The 21,681-nt window shown below is 60.8% G+C and carries 15 protein-coding genes and 3 pseudogenes; 5 read left to right on the top strand and 13 right to left on the bottom strand.

From position 1 onward, the window contains the following. The first annotated feature begins 6 nt into the window (after positions 1-6). Positions 7-885: a LysR family transcriptional regulator gene (locus ASC96_RS15670; RefSeq protein ID WP_244482076.1), complete on the top strand. Its 879-nt coding sequence runs from the start codon at positions 7-9 to the stop codon at positions 883-885. 27 nt (positions 886-912) lie between these two features. Here the strand turns inward: ASC96_RS15670 and ASC96_RS15665 are convergent, their stop codons facing one another. From ASC96_RS15665 to ASC96_RS15645, 5 genes are all read right to left on the bottom strand, one after another. Further along, positions 913-2,157, bottom strand: a complete 1,245-nt coding sequence (locus tag ASC96_RS15665; RefSeq protein WP_060504085.1) for a Zn-dependent hydrolase — start codon at positions 2,155-2,157, stop codon at positions 913-915. Positions 2,158-2,193: 36 nt separating this feature from the next. Continuing rightward, entirely contained in the window at positions 2,194-3,474 is a 1,281-nt protein-coding gene (locus ASC96_RS15660) for a TRAP transporter large permease (RefSeq protein ID WP_060504082.1), read from the bottom strand. Further along, a complete protein-coding gene (locus tag ASC96_RS15655) occupies positions 3,471-3,947 on the bottom strand; it encodes a TRAP transporter small permease (RefSeq protein ID WP_060504080.1) in 477 nt (158 codons plus the stop codon). The genes ASC96_RS15660 and ASC96_RS15655 overlap by 4 nt, the downstream gene beginning before the upstream one ends. An 89-nt stretch (positions 3,948-4,036) precedes the next feature. Then, on the bottom strand, positions 4,037-5,035 hold the full coding sequence (locus ASC96_RS15650) for a DctP family TRAP transporter solute-binding subunit (RefSeq protein WP_060504079.1): 999 nt from the start codon (positions 5,033-5,035) through the stop codon (positions 4,037-4,039). 135 nt (positions 5,036-5,170) lie between these two features. Next, complete coding sequence (locus tag ASC96_RS15645; protein ID WP_060504078.1) at positions 5,171-5,563, bottom strand: RidA family protein; 393 nt, start codon at positions 5,561-5,563, stop codon at positions 5,171-5,173. A 280-nt stretch (positions 5,564-5,843) separates the two neighbouring features. On the opposite strand from ASC96_RS15645, the gene ASC96_RS31730 reads away from it, so the two are divergent. Continuing rightward, positions 5,844-6,071, top strand: coding sequence for a transposase (locus tag ASC96_RS31730; protein ID WP_348270802.1), 228 nt, complete (start codon positions 5,844-5,846; stop codon positions 6,069-6,071). Here the strand turns inward: ASC96_RS31730 and ASC96_RS15635 are convergent. The 3 genes and pseudogenes from ASC96_RS15635 to ASC96_RS15625 all read right to left on the bottom strand — a co-directional run. Beyond that, a complete protein-coding gene (locus ASC96_RS15635) occupies positions 6,034-7,257 on the bottom strand; it encodes a patatin-like phospholipase family protein (RefSeq protein ID WP_244482075.1) in 1,224 nt (407 codons plus the stop codon). The two genes, ASC96_RS31730 and ASC96_RS15635, sit on opposite strands and share 38 nt — an antisense overlap. Positions 7,258-7,341: 84 nt before the next feature. Further along, positions 7,342-8,580, bottom strand: coding sequence for an MFS transporter (locus ASC96_RS15630; protein WP_060504075.1), 1,239 nt, complete (start codon positions 8,578-8,580; stop codon positions 7,342-7,344). Between the two features lie 126 nt (positions 8,581-8,706). Next, positions 8,707-9,711 (bottom strand): annotated as a pseudogene (locus ASC96_RS15625) (FAD-dependent monooxygenase); the annotation flags it as partial. 197 nt (positions 9,712-9,908) lie between these two features. Here ASC96_RS15625 and ASC96_RS32675 point away from each other — a divergent pair. Further along, positions 9,909-10,010, top strand: a pseudogene (locus ASC96_RS32675) (IS5/IS1182 family transposase); the annotation flags it as partial. 163 nt (positions 10,011-10,173) lie between these two features. Here the strand turns inward: ASC96_RS32675 and ASC96_RS15620 are convergent. From ASC96_RS15620 to ASC96_RS15610, 4 genes and pseudogenes are all read right to left on the bottom strand, one after another. Further along, positions 10,174-10,620 (bottom strand): DUF2721 domain-containing protein, encoded by a 447-nt coding sequence (locus ASC96_RS15620; protein ID WP_060504073.1) that lies wholly within the window; start codon positions 10,618-10,620, stop codon positions 10,174-10,176. A gap of 250 nt (positions 10,621-10,870) precedes the next feature. Next, positions 10,871-10,990, bottom strand: a pseudogene (locus tag ASC96_RS33825) (IS3 family transposase); the annotation flags it as partial. A gap of 98 nt (positions 10,991-11,088) precedes the next feature. Then, positions 11,089-11,673: a hypothetical protein gene (locus tag ASC96_RS15615; protein ID WP_060504072.1), complete on the bottom strand. Its 585-nt coding sequence runs from the start codon at positions 11,671-11,673 to the stop codon at positions 11,089-11,091. A gap of 56 nt (positions 11,674-11,729) precedes the next feature. Continuing rightward, complete coding sequence (locus tag ASC96_RS15610) at positions 11,730-18,563, bottom strand: autotransporter outer membrane beta-barrel domain-containing protein (RefSeq protein ID WP_060504071.1); 6,834 nt, start codon at positions 18,561-18,563, stop codon at positions 11,730-11,732. Positions 18,564-18,849: 286 nt separating this feature from the next. On the opposite strand from ASC96_RS15610, the gene ASC96_RS15605 reads away from it, so the two are divergent. Together ASC96_RS15605 and ASC96_RS15600 are read left to right on the top strand one after the other, a co-directional pair. Beyond that, on the top strand, positions 18,850-20,298 hold the full coding sequence (locus ASC96_RS15605) for a HAMP domain-containing sensor histidine kinase (protein WP_060504070.1): 1,449 nt from the start codon (positions 18,850-18,852) through the stop codon (positions 20,296-20,298). Next, positions 20,295-20,990 carry a response regulator transcription factor gene (locus ASC96_RS15600; protein ID WP_060504068.1) on the top strand — a complete coding sequence of 232 codons (696 nt, stop codon included), beginning with the start codon at positions 20,295-20,297 and terminating at the stop codon, positions 20,988-20,990. The genes ASC96_RS15605 and ASC96_RS15600 overlap by 4 nt, the downstream gene beginning before the upstream one ends. 253 nt (positions 20,991-21,243) lie before the next feature. On the opposite strand, the gene ASC96_RS15595 is transcribed toward ASC96_RS15600, so the two are convergent. Then, the gene (locus ASC96_RS15595; RefSeq protein ID WP_156397509.1) at positions 21,244-21,654 is read right to left on the bottom strand and encodes a hypothetical protein; all 411 of its coding nucleotides are present in this window, start codon (positions 21,652-21,654) and stop codon (positions 21,244-21,246) included. Between the last annotated feature and the right edge of the window lie 27 nt (positions 21,655-21,681).

Here is a 21,681-nt window from a genome sequence, read left to right as displayed (position 1 = left end):
TTCTTCATGATCGCCGAGGAGCGTAGTCTCACGCGGGCAGCAGCCCGGCTGAACATGAGCCAGCCATCGGTTAGCCAGGCGCTGCAGCGGCTGGAGGAATACCTGGCGTGTCAGTTGGTGCTGCGCGGAAGCCGGAAGTTTGAGCTGACGGCGCGCGGACAGAAGGTCTACGAGGAATGCGGCGAGATTTTCCGCGCAGTGGAACGTATCGGCCATCTCACGCAGGAAAAAACCGTCGAAGAATTCGGCGAGGTGCGCATCCAGATCATCTCGAACCTGGAATCCCCGCTCGTGAACGAGGCACTACGCCTCTACCACCAGCGCTATCCCTCCGTCACCTGGATCATGGAGGTCCAGAACAGTCAGGACACGATCAAGCGGATCCAGACGGAGAAATGCGGGATAGGCCTCTGCCTGCTGGCACGCCCGGTCTTCAGCTTGAGGTGCGAATTGCTGTTTCGCGAAGAGTTCAGCGTCTATTGCGGCGCGGAACATCCGTTTTTCGGCCGAAAGGAAGTGGAAAAGCGGGAGTTGCGCCAGGAATCCTTCGTGTCCTTCACCTGCGCCACCGGGGGGATGGGTCTCGAGCCCATGTCGGTGCTCAGCCAGAGCCTTGGCCTTGGCGAGCGGATCAGCGGGCAAAGCCCCAACCTCGAGGAAGTGCGGCGAATGATTGTTGCCGGGCTCGGCATCGGCATCCTGCCGCTGACGGCGGTGCATGACGAGGTGGCGAACGGCCTTCTCTGGCCGCTGGAAATCAAGGGCTATCCGCTCGGTGCCGACGTCTTCCTGGTGACGCATCCCGACTGCGCCTATTCGCGCGCGGAGCAGCATTTCATCGACCTGGTGCAGGAACTGCGTGCGCTCTATCCCGATATGCATTGAGGGTGCCTATTCGGCACCCTCGCTCCATCAGCGGTCGGCGCGCGCCACGACGGCGTGCAACAGGACATTGAGACCCGGTGCGAGGTCGTCTGGATCGCAGTCTTCGTCGTTGTTATGGGTGATGCCGCCCTTGCAGGGCGTGAAGATCATCGCCGTCGGGCAATGCCGGGCGAGGAAATAGGCGTCATGCCCGGCCTGGGACTGGATGTCGCGCCAGTCGTAGTTCATCCGCACTGCTTCCGCGCGAATTCCATCGACCATCGCATGGTCGAAGATGTCGCCGCCCCAGAACCATTCGTCCTCGATGACCGCTTCGCAGCCGGCACGGGCCGCACTTTCGAAAACCGCGCGGCGCATCTTTTCGCCCATGACCCGGGCTGTCGCGGGATCGGGGTGGCGAACGTCGCAGATCGCCTGGGCGGTGTCGGACAGAATGCCCGGCTTATTTGGCCAGGCGGCAAGCCGCGCGCCCGTCGCCTTGCCGTCGCCGACGGCGAAATCCCAGCCGATATCGTCCACCGCGGTCAGCCAGCGCGCGCCAGCGACCAGCGCATTGCGCCGCAAGTCCATCGGTGTCGGCCCGGTATGGGCCGTCTTGCCGGTGAAGCGCACTCGCATGCCGTAGCTCGGATATCCACCCGTCACCACGCCGACATCGCGCTTTTCAAGGTCGAGGATCGGCCCCTGCTCGATATGCAGCTCGTAATAGGCGTCAATCTCGCCGGCGCGGCAGGGCCTGTTGCCATCGTAGCCGATGCGCTCAAGCTCGGCGCCGAAACGCGCGCCGTCGTCGGAGATCAGGTCTTTCACCCAATCGACATCGTAGGCTCCCACGAAACAGCCGGAGGCAACCATCGGCGGCGAGAAGCGCGCGCCCTCCTCGTTCGTCCAATCGACGACGACGATGGGCCGGCGGGTGACATGGCCCGCATCGTTCAGCGTACGAACGACTTCGAGCCCGGCGAGCACGCCGGCAATGCCATCGAAGCGGCCGCCATTGATCTGCGTGTCGAGATGGCTGCCGATCAGGATGGGCGCAAGCGAGGGGTCAAGGCCCTCGCGCCGGCCGAAGATGTTGCCGAGTTCGTCGATCTCGACGCTGAGGCCGGCATCCCGGCACCAGCTGACGAACATGTCACGCATCCGGCGGTCGTCGTCGGTCAGCGTGAGCCGAGCGAGGCCGCCGGGGCGGCCCTTGCCGATCTCGGCGGAGCTTTCAATCGTCGACCAGAAGCGATCGATTTTGACGCGGGTATCTTGTGCGAACGACATGGTTCACCTTTCAAATGCGATTGCGGACGAAACGCTTCACATGCCGAAGGACATCAGCGTCATCAGACCTGGGAAGAGAACGAACAGGAACATGATGAACGTCATGACGCCGATGAACGGCAGCAGGTAGCGGAAGGAAGCCGACATCGGAATTCCGCCGGTGCGGCACGCCGCCATCAGGTCGATGCCGAGCGGCGGCGTATTGGCGCCAATTGCCAGGTTGATGGTCAACAGCACGCCAAAATAGACGGGATCGATCTCGTAGACCCGCAGCACCGGCAGGAAGACCGGCGCCAGGATGAGGATGATGGCAATCGATTCCATGAAGGTGCCGAGCACGAGGACGGCAACCATCATCAGCATGAGCGCGATGGTGGCACTCTCGGTCGCGCCGGTAATGGCATTGACCACGAGCTGCGGAACCTGCTCGACCGTTAGAATCCAGCCGAACACCGAGGCAGCCGCGATGACGATAAGGATGGAACCGCTCATTTCAGTCGTATCGCGCAAGAGGCTGAAGATCTTGGAGAATGTCAGCTTGCGATAGACGAAGAGGCCGACCACCAGCGCATAGGCGACGCCGATACCTGCAGCTTCCGTCGGCGTGAAGATGCCGAAGCGGATGCCGCCGACGATGATGACGGGTGCGAGCAGCGCAAGCACGGATTCGCGCAGGGCCTGGCCGAGACGCCCCCAGCTGAACGGCTCGCCGCCCTTCCAGCCGTTCTTGCGGGAAATCCACCAGGCGACAACCATCAGGCCGAGGCCGAGCAGGATTCCGGGGCCAATGGAATGAATGAAGAGCTGGCCGATCGACGTGCCGGTCGCCGTGCCATAGACGATCAGCACGATCGACGGCGGAATGACCGTACCGAGCGAGCCGGCGCAGCCGAGGCCAGCTGCCGAGAAGCCCGGATGGTAGCCGCGCTCCTTCATGGCCGGCAGCAGCATCGAGCCGATCGCCACGACATCCGCCACGCCCGAGCCCGAGAGGGAACCGAACATCATGCAGGCTGCGATCATCACGATGGCAAGGCCGCCGGTGCGCTGACCGACGACGGCCGCACACAGATTGACGATCCTTGGTGCCAGGCCCCCATGAACCATCAGCAAGCCGGCAAGCAGGAACAGCGGGATGGCAAGCAACGTGAAGCTGTCAATGCCTGCGACCATGCGCTGCGCGACGACCATCACCGGCAGGGCATCACCGACCAGCAGATAGGCGACCGAGGACAGCGCAAGCGCGATCACGATCGGCGCGTCGATCAACAGCAGCAGAACGAAGACGACAAAAAGAACGAGGAGTGCGAGACTCATTTGCGCAACTCCGCGGCAACGAGGGCAATGAAGGCGGCAGCCGCGGTAACCGGCAGCGCCAGATAGGAAAGCCCGGCGGGCCAGCTCAGAACGGTCGTCTCATGCGACCAGGTCAGCCCGGTTATCTGCCATCCGGACCAGAACACGACGATCAGGAACAGGAAGGACGCCAGCCGCGCGAGAGCGGCCAGGAACGACCTGAACCGGCCGGGCTTGACCATCAGGTCGGTCAGGCCGGCGCAAAGATGCGTGTTGCGGACGAAGGCGGAAACCGCGCCGATAAATGTGACCCAGACGAGCAGCAGGCGTGGGACTTCCTCCGACCAGCGCGGCGTGAAGGAAAATGCGTATCGGCAGATGACGACGTAGACGATGATGGCGGTGAAGGTGGCGATGCCCAGGCCGCCCAGGGCACCGGCTACGCTATCTATGGCATTGGAAATCCGCGAGCGCGGTATTGGCGTGTCTTGCATGGCAGCCTCACTGGTGTTGATGAGAACGTGACGTGCCCGCCGGGCGGGCAAGGAAGTCCCGCCCGCGCTTGGCGGACGGGACGAACACGTTACTTGCGGTAGCTATCCATGACTTCGAGCAGTTCGGGACCGAAGACGTCCTTTTCGCTTTCCCAGATCGGCTTCAGCGCTTCGACGAAAGCGGCCTTGTCAACCTCATTGAACTGCATGCCCTTCGACTTCAGCTTCTCGATTAGCGCGACCTCGTTGTCAGCGACCATCTGGCGCTGCACATTGCCCCACTTGACCGCGGCTTCCTTGACGATGGCCTGGTCCTCGGGAGAAACCTGCGCCCAGGTCGTGGTCGACACCGTCAGGCAGGCTGCACCCCAGATGTGGCCGGTCATCGAGACGTATTTCTGCACTTCGTAGAAGGACGAAGCATCGATGATCGACAGCGGGTTTTCCTGCGCGTCAAAGACGCCCTGCTGCAGAGCCGAGTAAAGCTCGCCGAAGGCCAGCGGCGCGGGCTGCGCGCCGAGCGTTTCGAAGGTGGCGAGGCGCACCTTGTCCGGCGTGACGCGGATCTTGATGCCGGAAAGATCGGCCGGCTTGACGATCGGATGCTTGTTGTTGGTGATGTTACGGAAGCCGTTCTCCCACCAGGCGAGAACCTCGATGCCCTTCGGGCGCAGGAGATCGGCAAGCGTGGTGCCGAGCTTACCGTCGAGAGCGGCGAAAGCCTGTTCGCGGCTGGTCCAGGCATAGGGCATCTCAATGACACCGAACTTCGGCTCGACAAACTGAAACGAACCGCTGCCGATCAGGCCACCGTGGATGGTGCCGATCTGCATGCCTTCGATGACTTCCTTTTCCGTGCCGAGCTGGCCGGAGGGATAGATCTCGATCTTGACGCGGCCGCTGGTCTTCTCCGCGACGTCCTTCGCAAAGTCCACCGACGCCTTGTTCCAGCTGTGCGTGTCGGCAAGGACATGGCCGAGGCGGATCGTCGTCTCAGCCAGAGCGGCCGTATGGGCGGAGAGGCCGACCATGCCAGCGATCACTGTTGCGGCAAAGCCGCGCGAAAATTTCGATATGCCCAGTTTCATAGCACCCTCATTTGTTGTGTTTATTCTTGGCACATAAGGCGGCCGTGATTGGCTCAACGCAAATAGCCCGGCCCAATGGCAAGCATTGCGCCCGCTTATGAGAGCGGCGGCGATTTCCTGTGCACAACGACGGTGTCATCCCGCCGTCGCGATGCACTCGATCTCGATATCGAAATGCGCCCACGGCTTGATGGCAACGCAACTGCGGGCCGGAAAACCGTTCGGAAAATAGTCGCGATAGACCGCGTTCATCTCGGCGGCAAAATCGTTGTCGGTGATAAAGACCAGCGATTTGAAGACGTTGTCGAACGATGAGCCGGCGTGCCGAAGCGTGAAGGAAAGCGCTTCCATGCAGGCTCGCGCCTGGGTGTCCATGTTGCCTTTGACGATCTCACCCGTCTTGAGGTCAATTGGCGGCATGCCGCAGGTGTAGAGCAGTCCGCCGACCCGCGTCAAAGCTGAGGTCGGCGCGCCGAGTTTGCGGATGGCTTCGGAAATGACAGGAATTTCAATTATTTCGTGCTTCATGGTTGATCGCCTCGTGGAGCATGGGAGATATCGCCACTCCGCCCCGCGGCAGCGATATCCTCGTTCCATACGCCCCCGGCGAAGCACGCCGCAAGTGGCCGGCTGTGTCTAGAGTATCCGTGTTTTTCTGAATCGAAGCGGCTCCCAAATCAGATTTGGGAGCCGCCATGTTATCGAACGTCGAGCGGTCTTTGCCGCAGGCAACCTGCTATCAAGCCGCCGCGCCGGTGATAGCCTTCCGTTGGCCAAGCGAGACGCCGACTTGCGTTGCCTGGCGGCAATGCGCGGCGTCGGGGCCATTATTGCGATGGCCGTCAAAGCGCTCGTTCCTGATCTCGGCGGCATTAAATCGGCCAGGTACTTTGCTGCCTGGATAGGCCTGGCACCAGCGGCGTTCCAGCCGCGGCAAGAAGCGTCTTGGCCGCATCTCCAAGACGGGCAATCCGGAGTTGCGATCGCTTTGTCACGTATCACCGTCGATTTTCCAATCTCCGATCCGGGACTCTGAAAACAGGGTATTTGGCCCACAGACGCTGCCCCAGAGCCTTCTCGTACCCAATGTGATAGACCGAGCGCATGTAGTCGGCGCTGAGCGGATTTAGCATGGAATAGTGAATCTGCTGATCGATCGATGCGATATCGAGGTCGATATCTGCTCGTTTCGCGAAGTTGTAGAGCGCGATAAGCCCCTGCCTCGTCTGCGACTTGAGGAGTATGCCGTAAGCCCTGCCCATAATCGGCAACGCCCGCTCACGGGACATAGCGAATTCAGGAATGAGGGCGTTGTTTACGATCACGTAGATATGCAGGTTTTGACCTTTCGCCTGATCGTTGTGCGCAACGAGCAAGTGTTCAAGCAGGGTAAAAAACTGCGCCGAGCTACCCCCGTCTGAATGCAGTTCCTCAATCTCCCTTCCATCGACCACTGTTCTTATCGATACAGGGGGGAAAATTCCCGGGACGCTTGCGGATGCGATCAGTATCTGCCGAACCAGGGGCAGAGCATCCGGTCTACGACTGTCAGCAATCGCTCCAATATTCCAGACGACGGCCCGCTGGGTATCAAGGTTTGTCGTCATTACAAGGAGCCGACGCCCGGCGCGATGTTCGATCGCAATTCGGCGTAATATTTCGCCCGTGATGTTCTGTTCTACGTTGCTGCGCAGAGCATTTCCCTTGAGAAGGCCAGGAGAAAAGATGCCGGCTCCCTTCCATTCGATGTCTATGAGATCTCGTGTTTTCCCCGATAGATAGAGCCGCCTAAGCTGCTCATCATAATCGGAGCCGAGAAAGGCGAAGGGGGCTATCAAGGCTCCTGTGCTCACTCCCGTTACCACCTCGAACCTCGGGCGGGTCCCAAGTGCACTCCAGGCAGACAATATACCCACTGCGAAAGCTCCACCGGAGCCGCCCCCCGAAATGGCCAGCATAGTCGGCTTGTCCTTCAGGATGACCGGTTTCCATGGATCATGCGTTGAAGCGGGAGGTCTTGGATCATCAACATGAGTCCTGATATTCTCAAACCCGGAAATCTGGGCGCGATCAGCTTCAGATGCGTTGTACGTCGGACGTTCTGGCGCCGCACACCCAGTTGAAATGACCACGGCGAAGACCAGGATGCTGGCGAGCGCGGCTCCAAGAGGCGTCTTCACACACTTTCGCTGAGCTCCCTCTCGAAGTGAGAGTTTCATCATCCATATGACTCCATTGGAGAGGGGAAACCGCGCCGCGTTTAGCTGGCAAGCCGGAGAGTACTGACTGATTAACAGCTGCTCTGTTTACGATTTCCGTGTTTCCGGATCCGTCGAGGGAAGTCTCGCTGCAGCCAATACGGCGCCTATGGCAGCGACCGCGATCGCCAGGCCTATCCAGACACCATAGAGTTTGTGACCGAGGATCAAACCGCCAATCAGTGGGGAGACGATGTCTGTCAGGGCGCCAAGTGACTGGGCAGATCCCATGACGACACCTTGGCGGTTTTCCGGTACATGGACGGACAGAGCCGCAAGGTAGGTTGGCTTGGCCATCGCATCGCCCGTGCTCACGCAAAGCACCGCCAATGCGAGGAGAGGGACGGTTTTTGCAAGGCTTGCTATGAGAAAGCCCGCGCAAATCAATCCAAATATCAAAATGATCAGCTGACGTTCGGAAAATCGCCGGCCAAGCCAACCCAAGAGGAAGAGCTGTACCAGGATGTTGATTACGCCATCGGCAGCAACGATGTAGCTGAGGTGCTGTGGGCCGAAAGCCTGCCCATTCCAGATGAACGTTTGCGCGAGAAAGACCGGCATTTGCGAACTATAGATGCCGTACGCCAGGAAATGGCATAACATCACGACAATCAAGATACGGATGACCGGGGATGAAACGATGGCGCGAAACGAGATTTTTTTGCGCTCATATGGTCCGGCTTGAGCGGACGGAGCTTGATCTCTCTTCAGGGCAAACAGAGTAAGGCCAATCGCACCGATCGAGAGGAAAAGGGCTGCAAAGATTGGCAACGTCAGCGAAGTGTCAGAAAGAAATCCGGACAAGCCAGCTCCGACAATCCCGCCCAAACCCACGCCACCAGTCAGGATACTAAGGGCCCGCCTACGATCCTCAGGCGCGGTGTGGTCAGCGACATAACCTGCAGCTGCCGAGAAGTTGCCGCCGGTCAGACCAAAGAGTGCACGCGCTATTATTACCACGAGCACATTTGGAGCGACTGCCAGCAGAAGAAGGCTTCCTGCTGCCATAGCCTGGCTTGCAAGCAGGACCCGCTTCCTGCCGAACCGATCCGACAGCTGGCCTAGGATGGGCGCGGCGACAAAATGAGTGAACGCCTCCGTTGCGATAACGACGCCGAAGATCAGCGGGGATGCCCCCATGTCCCTCAGGTAGAAAGGCAGGACAGGCAATACTGAGGCCATACCAGCGGCATAAATACAAACAATCAGGAAGAGTGGCGCCAAGATTCGCCAGTTCCGGCGCAGAGCCTCACGGGAAGCCTGTTTTGAGTAAGCAGCTTCACTCATCTCCACATTGCTCCCTGACTGAGGCTGCTGCGGTCACCTTAGTCCGACTCTCGCCAAAAAGCGGGATGGGAGGGGCAATTTCACCCAAAGCAAGGCCACCCACCATCCCTGATAAGATTGCCGCTCTCATTGGTAATCCCGTTGGATGGGAAGCAAGCCCACCTCCGCAAGATATCTCGCAATTTCGTTGGTTCGATCGGCGTCGAAGATTGCGCCGACATACCCGTCCGGGCGGATCAAGATGCAGTCGCCAGGCGTCCGCGCATAGGCGTCTTTGAAGTGGCCCCACTCGTCGGAAAGCTCCCCACCAGAGCCAATCCGGTGAACATGCAGGCCCTCGTATAGCTTCAATGTCTGCTGCCCGGCTTCGTATGCCAACAAGGTCCAATGGGAGCCTTTGAACAGACCAAAAAGACGTGAGGCTTGCCCCCCTGCCCCTTGTAGGAGCGCGTCGGGAGCACGGTCGCCAGCGGAGAGGTGGCCTCTGGCCGCGGTATAGTTCAATGATAGCGATGACAACGGATACCCGATGTCGAGCTGGCGGACTTCACGGCCACGCCGCATTTCCCCTTGCTTTTGGGCGTCCAACAGCTTGGTTGCAAGTCCGAGCATGGCTCCGGCAACCGGGCGCCGTTCAGGCTCGTAACTGTAGAGTAAGCGGTCCGGCGCGCCGCGCGCGACCGCGGCAAGCTTCCACCCGAGATTGTAGGCATCCTGCACGCTGGTATTCAGGCCTTGACCGCCCGTCGGGGGATGGACATGAGCGGCATCACCAACCAGAAAGGCGCGCCCCACCCGATACCTGTCGGCCAGGCGCGCATTCATCTCATAGTCTGATGCCCAGTGCACAGTGTCGACAATGACGTCGTTCAGGCCTGTTCGATCCGCCAGGAACGTCGTCAGTCCCCGAGCGGAGAGATCGACTTGTGCGTCCTTCCCGACAGGTGCCTGGATCTGAAACAGGTCCGTGCCGGCGAGCGGACCGATCCATACCTGCCTGCTCATGTCACCGTCTCTGGCGAAGCGATGCGCGACCTCGCCTGAAAGCCCTGAGAGCGCGACATCCGCGACGATTGCACGAGTATCAAGCGTGGTACCGGGAAAATCGATCCCGAGAGAACGTCTAACGAAGCGACTTCGCCGTCGCTGCAGCCTCCCGCTCGGTCACTATCCATGGGCCGCGCAGCGGCAAGGCAAGCGTTGCTGAAGTGAACCGGTGGCGCGACGACGGACACCAGTAGCGCCCTGCGCGCGGGTGTCCGGATTGGCGTGTTGATTTGTGACTCCCTCAATCTGAACGCTGGATTGAGGGATGCGATGTCACATCGGCGTCACGCCGCAAGACCCGTGGCGGCCAGCACCGTTCTTCCGATCTGACGATCCGGACCGCTTTGACCCTGGGCTTGTTGTTCGGCCTGCCGCTGCGCCAAGTCGTCTCGTGCTCAGCAGACGAAGACCGCCTTGGCTGCGTCGCCTTCAAACGAATGCTTGCCTGTGCCCCCGAAATCCGATCGCGGCAAGCCAAGGCTAGCGTAGCCCCCGTCATCAAGGATCGAGATCCGCCATGCTCCAAATCCGAGCACAAACGCCATTCTAGTCCTCGACTACTCGGTCGATGCGGATCTGCCGCAACAGGTTCCGTCCGGCGATAAGCAGTTCAAACAGGAATGCAACGAGCGATCCAATGAGAGAGATGATGGCACCGCCAAAGAACCAAAAGAGATTTTCTTGGCGCAGTCCCATGGCAAGAGCGCCGGCGAGTAGATTCAAGATTGCGCCGCCGGTGCAAATGCCGGCCATCACTCCAAGTACCACCGCAACCTCAAGTGCAAGCGCCCGTCGCCGCAGATACGCGAGCTGCATTCGTGACAGCTTGCTTTGCTTGCCCCTATCCGCAACCTCGTTCAGCCGATCCGATACTCTCCCGAGGCGAGTCGTGTAGATGCTGACAAAGCCTGCGGTACCAGCAAGCAAAAAAACCGGTGCAAGGGATGTCTGTATGACAGAGGCAAGGTCGCTGACGACAGGCGGCGTGTGCATGAGTACCTCTTAGAAACAAATTGACTGCCACGCGATAAGCGTTGGCATCAGTAAATGTGGTCCACGACGTAGCGCGCATCATGAGGCCGGCCGCAGGCCTGCCGGAACCGTCAGTCCGCCCGATCCGCTTGATGCAGCTTTGCATCGATAGCCTATCGACCACTTCGGGCGCCGGTCAATGCTACCTCATCATCCGGTGCCTTGACGACTTTACGCTGTGCGGATCCGACAAGCTCGGCGGCGAGCGAGCTAAAAAGCCCCTGGCAATTTCTGAAAGTATCATCTTGTCCAATGTCAGATCGGAAACCGCAGGCCAGAGACAAGCATTCTCGGTCTCCAACTCTTTCATGCGCATCCCCCGATCGCCCTTCTGTGCATTTCAGCCCGTCGGCCTGACGAAGCTTCATGCGATCACTTGCACCACGTGTTTTGCTGCTTCATCGGTGCTCAGTGGCTCATGGGCATCCTTCAGGACGGACCATTTTTCAGATCACAGTCCAACCGGGTCCAGCGACTGGACCGGCCCTTGGAACTGATGAAGTACAGGACGCCGTATGCGACAACCGTGGAATCGATAAGGAAGGCCGCAAAATAACCCGCTATCCACGGCTCCCCGAGATTACTTAAATACAGATAGACCATGAATGCCTTCTCGAGTGTGCTGAATACCATGGTCTCAAATCGCAACCACGGACGGAACCCCGCGACCACCATCAGCACGCCAATTCCGAAGATCATGATTCCCCAATGTCGCAGGGCCGGTACGCTGGAAGACGTGAAATCGACAAGCCCACCGAGCATCGGTGTGATGAGTTTGATGTCGAGCGCAAACGGCAATGTCCCACAGGTCGCCAAACCGAAAACAATGAGAAACCATTTGATGGTTTTGGCAATGAAGGTGTCCAAAGTACGCATCGTTATCCGCCGGACGGTTGGGGGAAAAGTTAGGCCAAGGGCAATCGGCGGCCCGTCACAAGAGCGGCCGACGACAGCCGGATCCAAAGCTTCCGGGCTCTTTTCATCGCATACTTCCTCGCCTTTCGAATTTTGCATTATTGTGGATGTGCCAGCCTCCGCCCCGGCGAAAGTCGCAACGACCCTGTCTCCCGTCAGAATTTGTAGCCCAGGCGTAGCGTACCGCCGTGGCTCGTGTAGGTGTCGGAAAACGAGCCCTGGTAACTCACGCGCAAACGAAGCCCGTCATCACTCGTCAGATCGATGCCTGCAGTCAGCCGGCCCACCACATTGGCCAGCGGCACTGCGCTGTCAAAGGTGCCGATCCCGGCCGGTGCATTGGCCAGCCGCGCTGACGTATCCCAGCTATCGACGCTGCTGAAACTCACCCCCGCGGCCGCGAATGCCCGCATGGACGTCGTCTCGCTGACCTCCACCTGTGTGCCGACCTCAATTGCCGGGGTCGCGTGGAAACTCCATTGACCAGCGCTGTCGACCAGCAGATCAAGCGCGCCGGCTCCCGACTCGCGATAGCCGTCAGCATGAGAATAAATCAGGTCGAGATCCACCAATGGCCGCACATAGTACGAGCCCTGCGCAAAGGTGTAGGCCGCACGCACACGGGCGCTGACATTGTAGATATTCGGATCGCCCTCGGCCTGACCGGCGAAGCCCGGGATACGGATCGCGCGGGTGTTGTCGTACCAGCCGTAACTGCCGGCAATGGCACCCGACAACAGCCAAGGGCCGGCCTGATGCTTGAGCGAGGCACCAGCATAGACAATATCACCGTCAGCACTGACCCTGCCGTCGTCCCCGCGGATGGCGCTGCGGTCGTAGCCGCCGGCAAAACCGACGAACCAGTCCGGCGATACCTCGACCTGGACCCCGGCTTGCATTGCATAGGTCTTGGTATTAAAGCCCGACACCCCGTCCATGGCCTTCTGATCGAGTGTCTGGGCGCCTGCCTGGCTCCATGCGCAGCTCGTCTCGGTCAGGAGCAAGGTGCCGGGGGCAAACATCGGGCAGCTCAAAAGCAGGTCGAGGCGTTGCTGCGTTAACGCGATGCTGCCTGCGGCGGCCGCCCCCGAAATACCGGGCGATATATCGGAAAGGGCCGATCGGTAGCTGGCGGAAGTGTCGTCGGCGAGGGAGCCGAGCGTGCCAAATAGCGTGCCGAAGGAACCTCCGCCCATATCCCAGATCTCCTGCAGGTGATCGGCGACGTTGCTCTGGTCTTCGTTCAGCGTAAAGCCGGGTTCGGCGAAGTGCGCCGACTCCGCCGAAACCGACAGCTCGTTTCCTGCCTGGGTGATGGCGTAGTCGAAGAGTGCCGACTGGGCGCTCAGCGAATGGTCCAGGGTGCCTGCGACGGTGAGGAACGGCAGACTGATGTCAGGCAGGACGCTGATGGCGTTCACCGCGAACTTGCCGTCCAGCGTCGCGTCACCCTCGATGGTCAGGCGATCCATGCGGGAGCCGGCGAAGTCGGCGGTGAGCGTCAGTATGCCGCCTGTGTCCTGCGTGAGATCGCCTGTGATCCTTGTGGTGTCGATGCCATCAGAGTGACCGATCATCAACCGGCCGTGATTCATCACGTCAGCCTCGTAAATCTCCGCATCCGTCAACAGGCCCCCTGTCCCATTGACGATGGAGATGGCCATGTCTTGGCCGACGCGGCCCGCCTTCGGCATGGCGTCGCCGGTGGATATCTTGCCGGTCGACGCGTCACCCTCCACGCTCACCTGGCTCACGCTGCCGCTGATCGTGCCGTAGTTGAATGCAGTCAGGGTGCTGCCCGCTGGCGACGTTCTACCGGGGGTATATTTGACTGCGATCCCTGAAGCAGCCGAGACACTGCCTCCGGCATTGACAGTCAGCAGGTTGTCCTTGCCTCCCGAGACCAAAACGCCAGCGCCATTGTCGCCGGAGCCGCCGGTCACAGAACCATCGACAGTCACGTTTATCTTGCCGTTGTTATTCGTCCCGGCATCGCTCTGTGCGAATATGCCGATTGAATCCTTGCCAGTCGCCTGGATACTCCTGCCGGCATCAAGGGTCACCGTCACATCTCCGCTTTTGCCGGCCGACGAGAGATTGCCATTGGAGCCGATGAAGGCGCCGCTCGCGTTACCGCCGAAACCGCCGCCGCCGCCGATCGACTGCGCCAGGACGCCGAAGGCGTAGTCGCCAGTCGTGATGATATCGCCGTCGATCATGACGGTGACGTCGTTGCCGTCACCGGTATTGCCGGGGCTCATTCCGTTGAACGAGAGCGGAGCACCCGAGACGCTGCCGCCAATGCCGCCGCCGCCGCCGATCGACTGGGCAACAATGCCATGAGCCGCCAGTCCCCGCGTACGGATCGCGCTGTCGTTGGTCAGGTCGACCATGACGACACCACCGTCTATTGTTCCACCGCCCGCGCCACCGACGACGAGCGAGCCGATGCTGTCGGCTTCACCGGCACCGCCGATGCCACCACCACCGCCGATCGACTGCGCGACAATGCCATGGGCCCGGTCACCATAGGTGTCCACGCTGCCGCCGTAGTTCAGATCGATTTCGCCACCGCTGCCGCCGACACCACCGCTACCGCCGACAACAAGATCGATCGCGTGGCTATCGTTGTCGTCGGCCGCGTTGCTGCTTCCGGCGCCGCCGACACCACCGCCCCCGCCGATCGATTGGGCCAGGACGCCGATCGAATCGTCGCCCTTGGTCTGCAGCGAAAGCCAGCTTGCTGCAGCGACTGTAATTTTGCCGCCATCGCCACCAGCGCCACCGCTACCCCCAATGCCGCCGCCGACGGTGATCCCGCCGACTGCCTGATCGGAGCCATCGCCACCCTGACCGCCGCCACCGCCGATCGACTGCAGCAGCACACCATGCGCGCTATAACCAGCGGTAGCGATACCAGCGGTGCCTTGGTCACTGTCGAAGGTGATCGTCACCGCGCCACCATTGCCGCCGCCGCCGCCGTGACCGCCGACGCCCACGTCAATGCTTGCGGTCGCCTTGCTGCCGGACATGCTGGAGGTGCCGGCTGTACCGCCGCCGCCGCCAATTGATTGCGCGACGATGCCGTCAGCCCAGTCACCAGTGGTGGTGATGTGGCCTGCATGTGTCAGTGTAACCGTGTTGCCATGGGCGGCAGTACCGCCTGCTCCACCCACGCCAACTGAGAAATTGTATTTGCTGTCTTCGTCATCGGGCTCGTCCGAATCGTCGGACGTGGCGGACGCCATCGAACCGCCGAGCCCGCCGCCACCGCCAATGGACTGAGCCAGCACCCCGTCGGCATCGCCACCGAAAGTAGCGATATTGCCCGCTGTTTTGACGTTGATGACACCCCCGTCGCCGCCGCCACCACCGGTACGGCCGACGGAAACCGTGACGTTGGCGGAAATCTCACCGTCGGATGCTTCCGGATCAGCCTCTTCTTCTTCGCCGCCGGGCAGGCTGGCGCTGCCCGACAGGCCGACGCTAACGCCTTGCGATGTTCCGCCACCGCCGCCGATCGACTGGATAAGCAGACCGCGGGCGCCGGAACCGCTGGTCTGCACGTTGGTACCATTCTCGAACTGCACCGTCGCCTCCCCACCGGCGCCACCGCCACTGCCCGAGCCACCGACCCCGACATTTGCCGTGAGGTTGAAGCCGCTGCCGATCTGCTTGCTGTTGACGCTGCCAACACCGCCATTGCCACCGCCGCCGCCGATCGACTGCACCACGACCGCATTGGCATAGTCGCCGGCAGTCGCCACCCAGGCGGTGTCGTTGAGATCGACCGTGGCAGTACCGCCGTCGCCGCCGCCGCTGCCTGAGCCACCGACCGAGACCCCGATATCGGCGCTGATCGTGTCCACCGTGCCGGCGGTCGCTGCCATCGATGACGCACTGCCGCCATTGCCGCCCCCGCCCCCGATCGATTGCGCCACGAGGCCATGGGACGACGCGCCTTTTGTGGCGATCCCGGTGTTACCATCCAGTGTCAGCGACACGTCGCCGCCGGTATGGGTCGATCCGCCGCTGCCGCCGACGGCTGTGGCCACGCTCATCGCCAGAGAGACGTCTTCGCCGGTCGGCACCGCCACGGTAAGTGCATCGGCAATCGAGGAGCCGCCATTACCGCCACCACCGCTGATAGACTGCGTCAGCACGCCGATCGCGTCAGTCACGTCGCCGCCGTCCTGGCCGGTCCGGATGACACTATCAGTCAGGTGTACGGCCACTTCTTGACTGTAGCCGCCGGACCCACCGGTGCCGCCCACTGCCACAGATGCCGTGAAGCCGATATCAGCGGCATAGGAGCTTGCGGAACCGCCATTGCCACCGCCGCCGCCGATCGACTGCGCCACGATGCCCGCGGCGTGCGAGCCCTGGGTCGTCAGGTACAGGCCCTGGAAGGCGACATTCACAGTGTTTGCGTAGCCGCCACCACCACCACCACCGCCGATCTGGAAGCTGCCGAGCCCGGCATCGCCGCCCGTGGCGTTGCCACCATTGCCGCCGCCGCCGCCGATGGACTGCGCGAGAATGCCGACAGCACCAGAACCTGCGGTCGCCACCGTGACAGCCTGCGGCGCTCCGAAGACTGTGGGGCAATCGCCGCCGGAATTTACATTGGTGACGCAGACCCATCCGCCGCTACCGCCACCCGACGCCGTGCCGCCGACGCCCAGTGCCGGAACACCCACCGACAGGTCGATCACATTGCCGCCGTTGCCGCCGCCTCCGCCGATCGATTGTGCCATGATCGCATGCGACATCTCCCCTTGCGTCGTGATCGAGCCGCCAGTCAGCAATACGTTTGCATGGCTGCCGGAGCCGCCAGCCTCGCCCGAACCTCCGACGGTCGCGATGCCCTTCGCTCCGCCACCCGAACCACCGCCGCCGCCGATCGACTGTGCCATGATGCCGATCGCCGCATCGCCGGCTGTGCTGATGGCGCCCGAACTCTCGACCTCGGCGGTGCCGGCATAGTTGCCGCTGCCGCCGGAACCGCCGATCGACAGGATGCCGCCCGTCATACCGGCGGCGCCGCCGCCGCCGCTGATCGATTGCGCAATGATGCCGTGCGCCGAATAGTCGGAGGTGGTGATCACGCCGGAATTCTGGACACTGGCCGTCTCGGCTTCCCCGCCGTCGCCACCATCGCCGCCCAGTTCGAGCGTCAGCCCGTCGGCGATTCCGCCGGTGCCGCCACTACCGCCGATCGACTGCACCAGGATACCATAGGAATGCTCACCCGAGGTGTTGATCGTTCCGCCAGCATTGTTGATGGTCGCGATGTTGCCACTGCCGCCGTTACCGCCATTGCCCGCACCGCCGCCGAGCAGGTCGGTGAAGTTGCCGCCAGTGCCGCCCCCACCGCCGATCGAATGCAAGGTGACTGCAGCCGAAAAATCCCCAACTGTCGTGATCTGGGCGCCACTCGTCATATACGCGCCAACGGAACCGGCATCGCCACCGTAGCCGCCACCGCCGCTCGTGCCGACAACGGCCGTATCGTCGCCGCCGGTGCCGCCCTGACCGCCGATACTCCCGCCCAGGAGGCCGTAGGCCTGGTCGCCATCGGTCTTGATGGCGCCGTGAACGTTCATCTGAATTTCGCCGACGGCACCGCCGTGACCGCCCGAGCTGTCCTTCTCGCCGTTTGCGCCGTCACCACCGCGCCCGCCCAAAGCCAGCGCGGCTATGCCGACAACATTGTCACCTTGGGTCGAAACCGTGGCGCCCGACTGGAGGGTCAGGGTCGAGTCGAAGGCGGAGCCGCTCCCACCGCGGCCTCCGGTCGTTGACTTCGTACCCTCGCCGCCGTCACCACCCTGACTGATCGCAACGATGCCGCCTGACAGTTCGTTCATGCCGACACCGGTGGCAACCACGGTTATATCGGAATATGTGCTGATATTGATCTGGTCACCGTCTGCGCCGTCGCCGCCATGGTCAGACGAGTCATGAGAATTCGTGCCGTCGCCGCCCTGGCTCAGCGCATAGATGCCGCGCACACTGCCCGCGTCGTTCGCGTAGATGCTGATCGCGCCGGTGGATCCGTTATCAGACGGACTGTTCACGATATCGATGGAGCCGCCCGCCCCGCCCGCGCCGTTGTCGTCGCCGCCTGCTTGGCCGGTGGATTCGGCGGCAAGGCCCCAGGCATAGTCCAGTCCGTTCAATGGGTTGGTCTCGCTGCCGAGATTCACTTGTCCGGTATTGGTGATATTGATGGTACCGCCGCCGCCGCCGGCACCACCCGACTGGTCGCCCGCCGCGCCGCTATTCTGTTCGCCGCCGACACCGCCCTTGCTTACAGCAAAGATGCCGGCCATGCCTCTCGACGTGTTCGACTTGAGAGATTCTACGGCCAGCGCCCCGTAGTTGGTGATCGTTATCGCGCCTCCAGCCCCTCCAGCCCCGCCGTTGGATTTGTAGTTGTCGTTATCCCAATCCCCGTCGCCGCCGAAGCTCGTCGCCGAAATCAAGCTGCCGATCGAGCCTGGATCTGTCGAGCTCGTCAGGGTTATGGAGCCGGAATTGGTGATCGTCACGGAACCGCCAGCGCCTGCACTTCCCTCGTCAACGCCTGCGCCACCCATTGTATATGTCATGATGACGCCGCCAACGGAATCCCACGGCACTGTGTAAGGCAGGCTTGCGCCGGCTGTATACGAGGCCTGGGTGTCGATCGTTATGTTCGCCCCGGGCTCGCCGTCCTTCTTATCGTCTTCATCAGCACCGCTGTCGCCCCAACAGGCGGACCACGTGTATCCATAGTCTGCCTGGCCGATTGTCTGGGTCGCGGCCCCGGTGCAGCCCGCATACGCATTGCCGGCCACGGTTGCGCCGCCGAGACCCAACGCCAGCACCATCAGCAGACGCGATGTGTTTCGATCGGACAAGACTGCCGCCTGGTCGCTACGTCTGGATGAAGGGAGGGATGATGATCTGTGACGGATCTTTCCGGTGCGTACAACATGCCTCATGCGATGAGCCCCCCAAAAGTGAAGCGAACGATAAGGCGACAAGCACTGGAGATTCAACCGAACAAAACGATTCAATTCTGACCAAATCCTGCATGCGACGTTCGGTGTACGTTCCTTGGGATTTGCCGATCGATGACAACCAAACATCACTCGATCAATTCAGCTGAATTCCTACAAATTCTTACATCACTTGATTATTCTTGCGTCCGAGCTCGTCTCCTGCCAGCTATATGTTGTTTTCTCACGTGACTTGCAGCAGCAGGAGCCACTGTAAAAATGCTCAAGAATGCTTGATCTCAAGACAATCCTGGTCGTTAATCTGGCGACTGCCAGCCTGCAGGCGGTCGTCTGGATTTTCGTCTGGCTTGCCTGGCGTCATCTCTACGAGCTCAAGCTTCTTGCAGCGGGGTTTACCGCAATTGCCATGGGGCTTCTCTTGATGATCTTGAGGGCCGAGCAACCTACAGCATGGTCCATCGTGTTGCACAACACGGTTATCAAACTTGGCCTAGTCCTGCTCGCCGAAGGGCTGGCGCGCTTCCTGGGCCAACCCCGCCACACTTGGATCGGTATTTCGCTGCTGATTTTTCAGGTCGTGGTCTGGAGCATCGCCCTCGCCGTCGATCCGGGGAACCTTGCCCTCCGCATCCACTCATCGACCCTCTTCACGGTCATCATGATGTCCGTGATGTGCCTGGCGCTCCTGCGTGACAGGACACAGCCTTGGCTTTTACGATGGTTTACGATTGCGGTGCTGGGCGAATATATCGCAGCCAGTATAGTTCACAGCGCCATCGAGTACTGGAATCCGGCGGCGGCGCAAGACATCACGGTCCTCGACAATCGCAACGCCTGGTACCTGTTGCAGGGCGTTCTATTTCTGATCGCTCTGTTTGCCTGCCTCCTCTTCATGGTCAGTTCGCGACTATCGGCGGCCCTGCGCGAGAAGAACGAGGCTTTGTCCCGGGAAGTGGTGGAACGCAGGAGCCTTGAAAAGCAATTGAGTACCAGCCTTGAAACCGAACGCGCCCTTCGTGAGGAACAGGCCGACTTCATGCGCATTGTCAGTCACGAGTTTCGGACGCCCCTGGCTGTCATCCGAAATGCCGCCGACATGATCGGCCTTGTCGGTGACCGATCCCGTGAAGCAACAATGGAACGGCTTTCCGGGATCGGTGAGGCGCTGGACCGGCTGTTCTCCCTGATTGATCGCTTCATGACGAACGACCGCGACAATGGCTTTCGACCGCAATCGATGCAGATCGGATCTCTCATGGCCGATGTGCAGTTGCATTTCGACATGACCGGGCGGGGTGAACGATTGCATTTCAAGACGGGCGGCGAAGCAACTTTAATTTTCGTCGATCCCGATATGCTGGCGACCGTCGTCATCAATCTCATCGACAACGCGCTCAAATATTCGCCCGAGACCCAGCCCATTCACATTGATACCCTGTCGGCACATGGCTCCGTTGTTATCCAGGTGTCTGATCGCGGTATCGGCATACCGAAAGCTGAGTTGCACAAGATTGGCCGCCGCTTCTTCCGAGCCTCGAACGCCAAGGCAGGAAGCGGGACCGGGCTTGGTCTTTACTCTTCCCGTAAGCTTCTGGCCTATCATGGCGGCGCATTGGAGCTGCACCCCCGTGAAGGAGGGGGAACGGCGGCTGTGGCGCGCGTGCCCGTGTTGAACGGAGCGACAGAGCCCGCCCTGCAAGAGGAGTTGGTGACTTGACCCGCATTTTGATCGTCGAGGACGAACAGCGGCTGCGCAAGGATCTGGTTGATTTCCTGGGATTGTGCGGTTTCACGGCCGAAGGGACCGCGACAGCAGAAGGCTTGCGCCGGGCACTGGCAAATGATGAGCCACCTGACGTCATCATCCTCGATGTCGGGCTGCCCGATGGCAATGGGTTCGATCTGGCCAGCGAAATCCGCGAAACCTATCGTTGCGGAATCATCATGTTGACGGCTCTTGGCGACGGCGACGACCGTATTCGCGGCTTTGAAAGTGGCGCCGACATTTATCTCGTCAAGCACAGTACCTTGCGGGAGATCGAAGCCGCGATCCGTAGCCTGCTTCGGCGAACAGGGGATCACGCCGATTTTGCAGACAACACGGCGGGTAAATGGGCGCTGGACAGCAGAAATTGGACCCTCACGGCGCCGAACCAGCGTTCACTCAAGCTAACGGCAACCGAGTTCGCGCTTGTCAGGACGCTTTGCAAACATGACGGTGGTGTTTGCGCGCGCAAGGAGCTGGCGGAAACCATTGCCCGGCCCAAAACCCATTTCGACAACCGGCACCTGGATGCTGTCGTAAGCCGCCTTCGCCGCAAGATAGGCGAGCAGACCAACCTGGAAGTGCCAATAAAGGTGGTCTATGGCGTTGGTTATACGTTCACAGCCCCGACAGTCTTGCAATGAAACTCCGGCGCGAGATCGGGCACATTTGCGGTCCGCTTGCTCGTGGGGGCTGCACGACCACACTTTTTATCACAGACTGGCGTTGTCACATAAACGCGGCATCGGTGAACAGGCAAAAAGTACTGGCTCTGGCGTGCCCTTGATCAAGAAGGCTATGGTCTCGACAAGGTTCAGTGCTAACGTGACACTAAGGCCGCCAAGCGGTTGCTCATCAGGCAATCCAGCGGAACGTTCACCATTTTGCCTGGGGCTTCTACCTCGAAACGAATTTCCCCTCGTAGCGTGCGCGGAAGTTCCGGCGTTCGGAATCCTGTACAAAGCACACGAAAATCAACTCAAGATCGGAATGGCTATCGACACGCCCGAGAATGCTCAGCGTAACAACGATCGCGCCAGGATAATTTGAGCCAAGCTGGATCGCCGCCGCGGTGATCTCATTGAGCGTCAGTCCGCTCTGCTGGTCGTCGCATAAATATACGGTCCAAAACTGCGCCTTCTCCCAGATGCCACGCAACGCATCGATGACTTCCTGCTTGAATTCTTCTGCGTCCATATCATTCGGCCGTGAGAAGGTATGGCCGCCGTGGACACTGAACCGCGCCGGGTTTGCCGGAGGCTCCAACTTCTGAGAAAGTGGAGCTATCATGAGCAAGACAACGAACAAGTTTTCACCTGAAGTCCGTCAACGTGC

The organism is Rhizobium sp. Root1204, assembly GCF_001424965.1.
In the GTDB taxonomy this organism is placed as follows: domain Bacteria; phylum Pseudomonadota; class Alphaproteobacteria; order Rhizobiales; family Rhizobiaceae; genus Pararhizobium.
This window is presented reverse-complemented; position numbering and strand designations above follow the sequence as displayed.

Excerpts from the sequence above, each read along its gene's own strand:
- ASC96_RS15670 (WP_244482076.1), top strand. The coding sequence starts at position 7 with ATGATCGCCGAGGAGCGTAGTCTCACGCGGGCAGCAGCCCGGCTGAAC.
- ASC96_RS15665 (WP_060504085.1), bottom strand. The coding sequence starts at position 2,157 with ATGTCGTTCGCACAAGATACCCGCGTCAAAATCGATCGCTTCTGGTCG.
- ASC96_RS15660 (WP_060504082.1), bottom strand. The coding sequence starts at position 3,474 with ATGAGTCTCGCACTCCTCGTTCTTTTTGTCGTCTTCGTTCTGCTGCTG.
- ASC96_RS15655 (WP_060504080.1), bottom strand. The coding sequence starts at position 3,947 with ATGCAAGACACGCCAATACCGCGCTCGCGGATTTCCAATGCCATAGAT.
- ASC96_RS15650 (WP_060504079.1), bottom strand. The coding sequence starts at position 5,035 with ATGAAACTGGGCATATCGAAATTTTCGCGCGGCTTTGCCGCAACAGTG.
- ASC96_RS15645 (WP_060504078.1), bottom strand. The coding sequence starts at position 5,563 with ATGAAGCACGAAATAATTGAAATTCCTGTCATTTCCGAAGCCATCCGC.
- ASC96_RS31730 (WP_348270802.1), top strand. The coding sequence starts at position 5,844 with ATGCGCGGCGTCGGGGCCATTATTGCGATGGCCGTCAAAGCGCTCGTT.
- ASC96_RS15635 (WP_244482075.1), bottom strand. The coding sequence starts at position 7,257 with ATGATGAAACTCTCACTTCGAGAGGGAGCTCAGCGAAAGTGTGTGAAG.
- ASC96_RS15630 (WP_060504075.1), bottom strand. The coding sequence starts at position 8,580 with ATGAGTGAAGCTGCTTACTCAAAACAGGCTTCCCGTGAGGCTCTGCGC.
- ASC96_RS15620 (WP_060504073.1), bottom strand. The coding sequence starts at position 10,620 with ATGCACACGCCGCCTGTCGTCAGCGACCTTGCCTCTGTCATACAGACA.
- ASC96_RS15615 (WP_060504072.1), bottom strand. The coding sequence starts at position 11,673 with ATGCAAAATTCGAAAGGCGAGGAAGTATGCGATGAAAAGAGCCCGGAA.
- ASC96_RS15610 (WP_060504071.1), bottom strand. The coding sequence starts at position 18,563 with ATGAGGCATGTTGTACGCACCGGAAAGATCCGTCACAGATCATCATCC.
- ASC96_RS15605 (WP_060504070.1), top strand. The coding sequence starts at position 18,850 with ATGCTTGATCTCAAGACAATCCTGGTCGTTAATCTGGCGACTGCCAGC.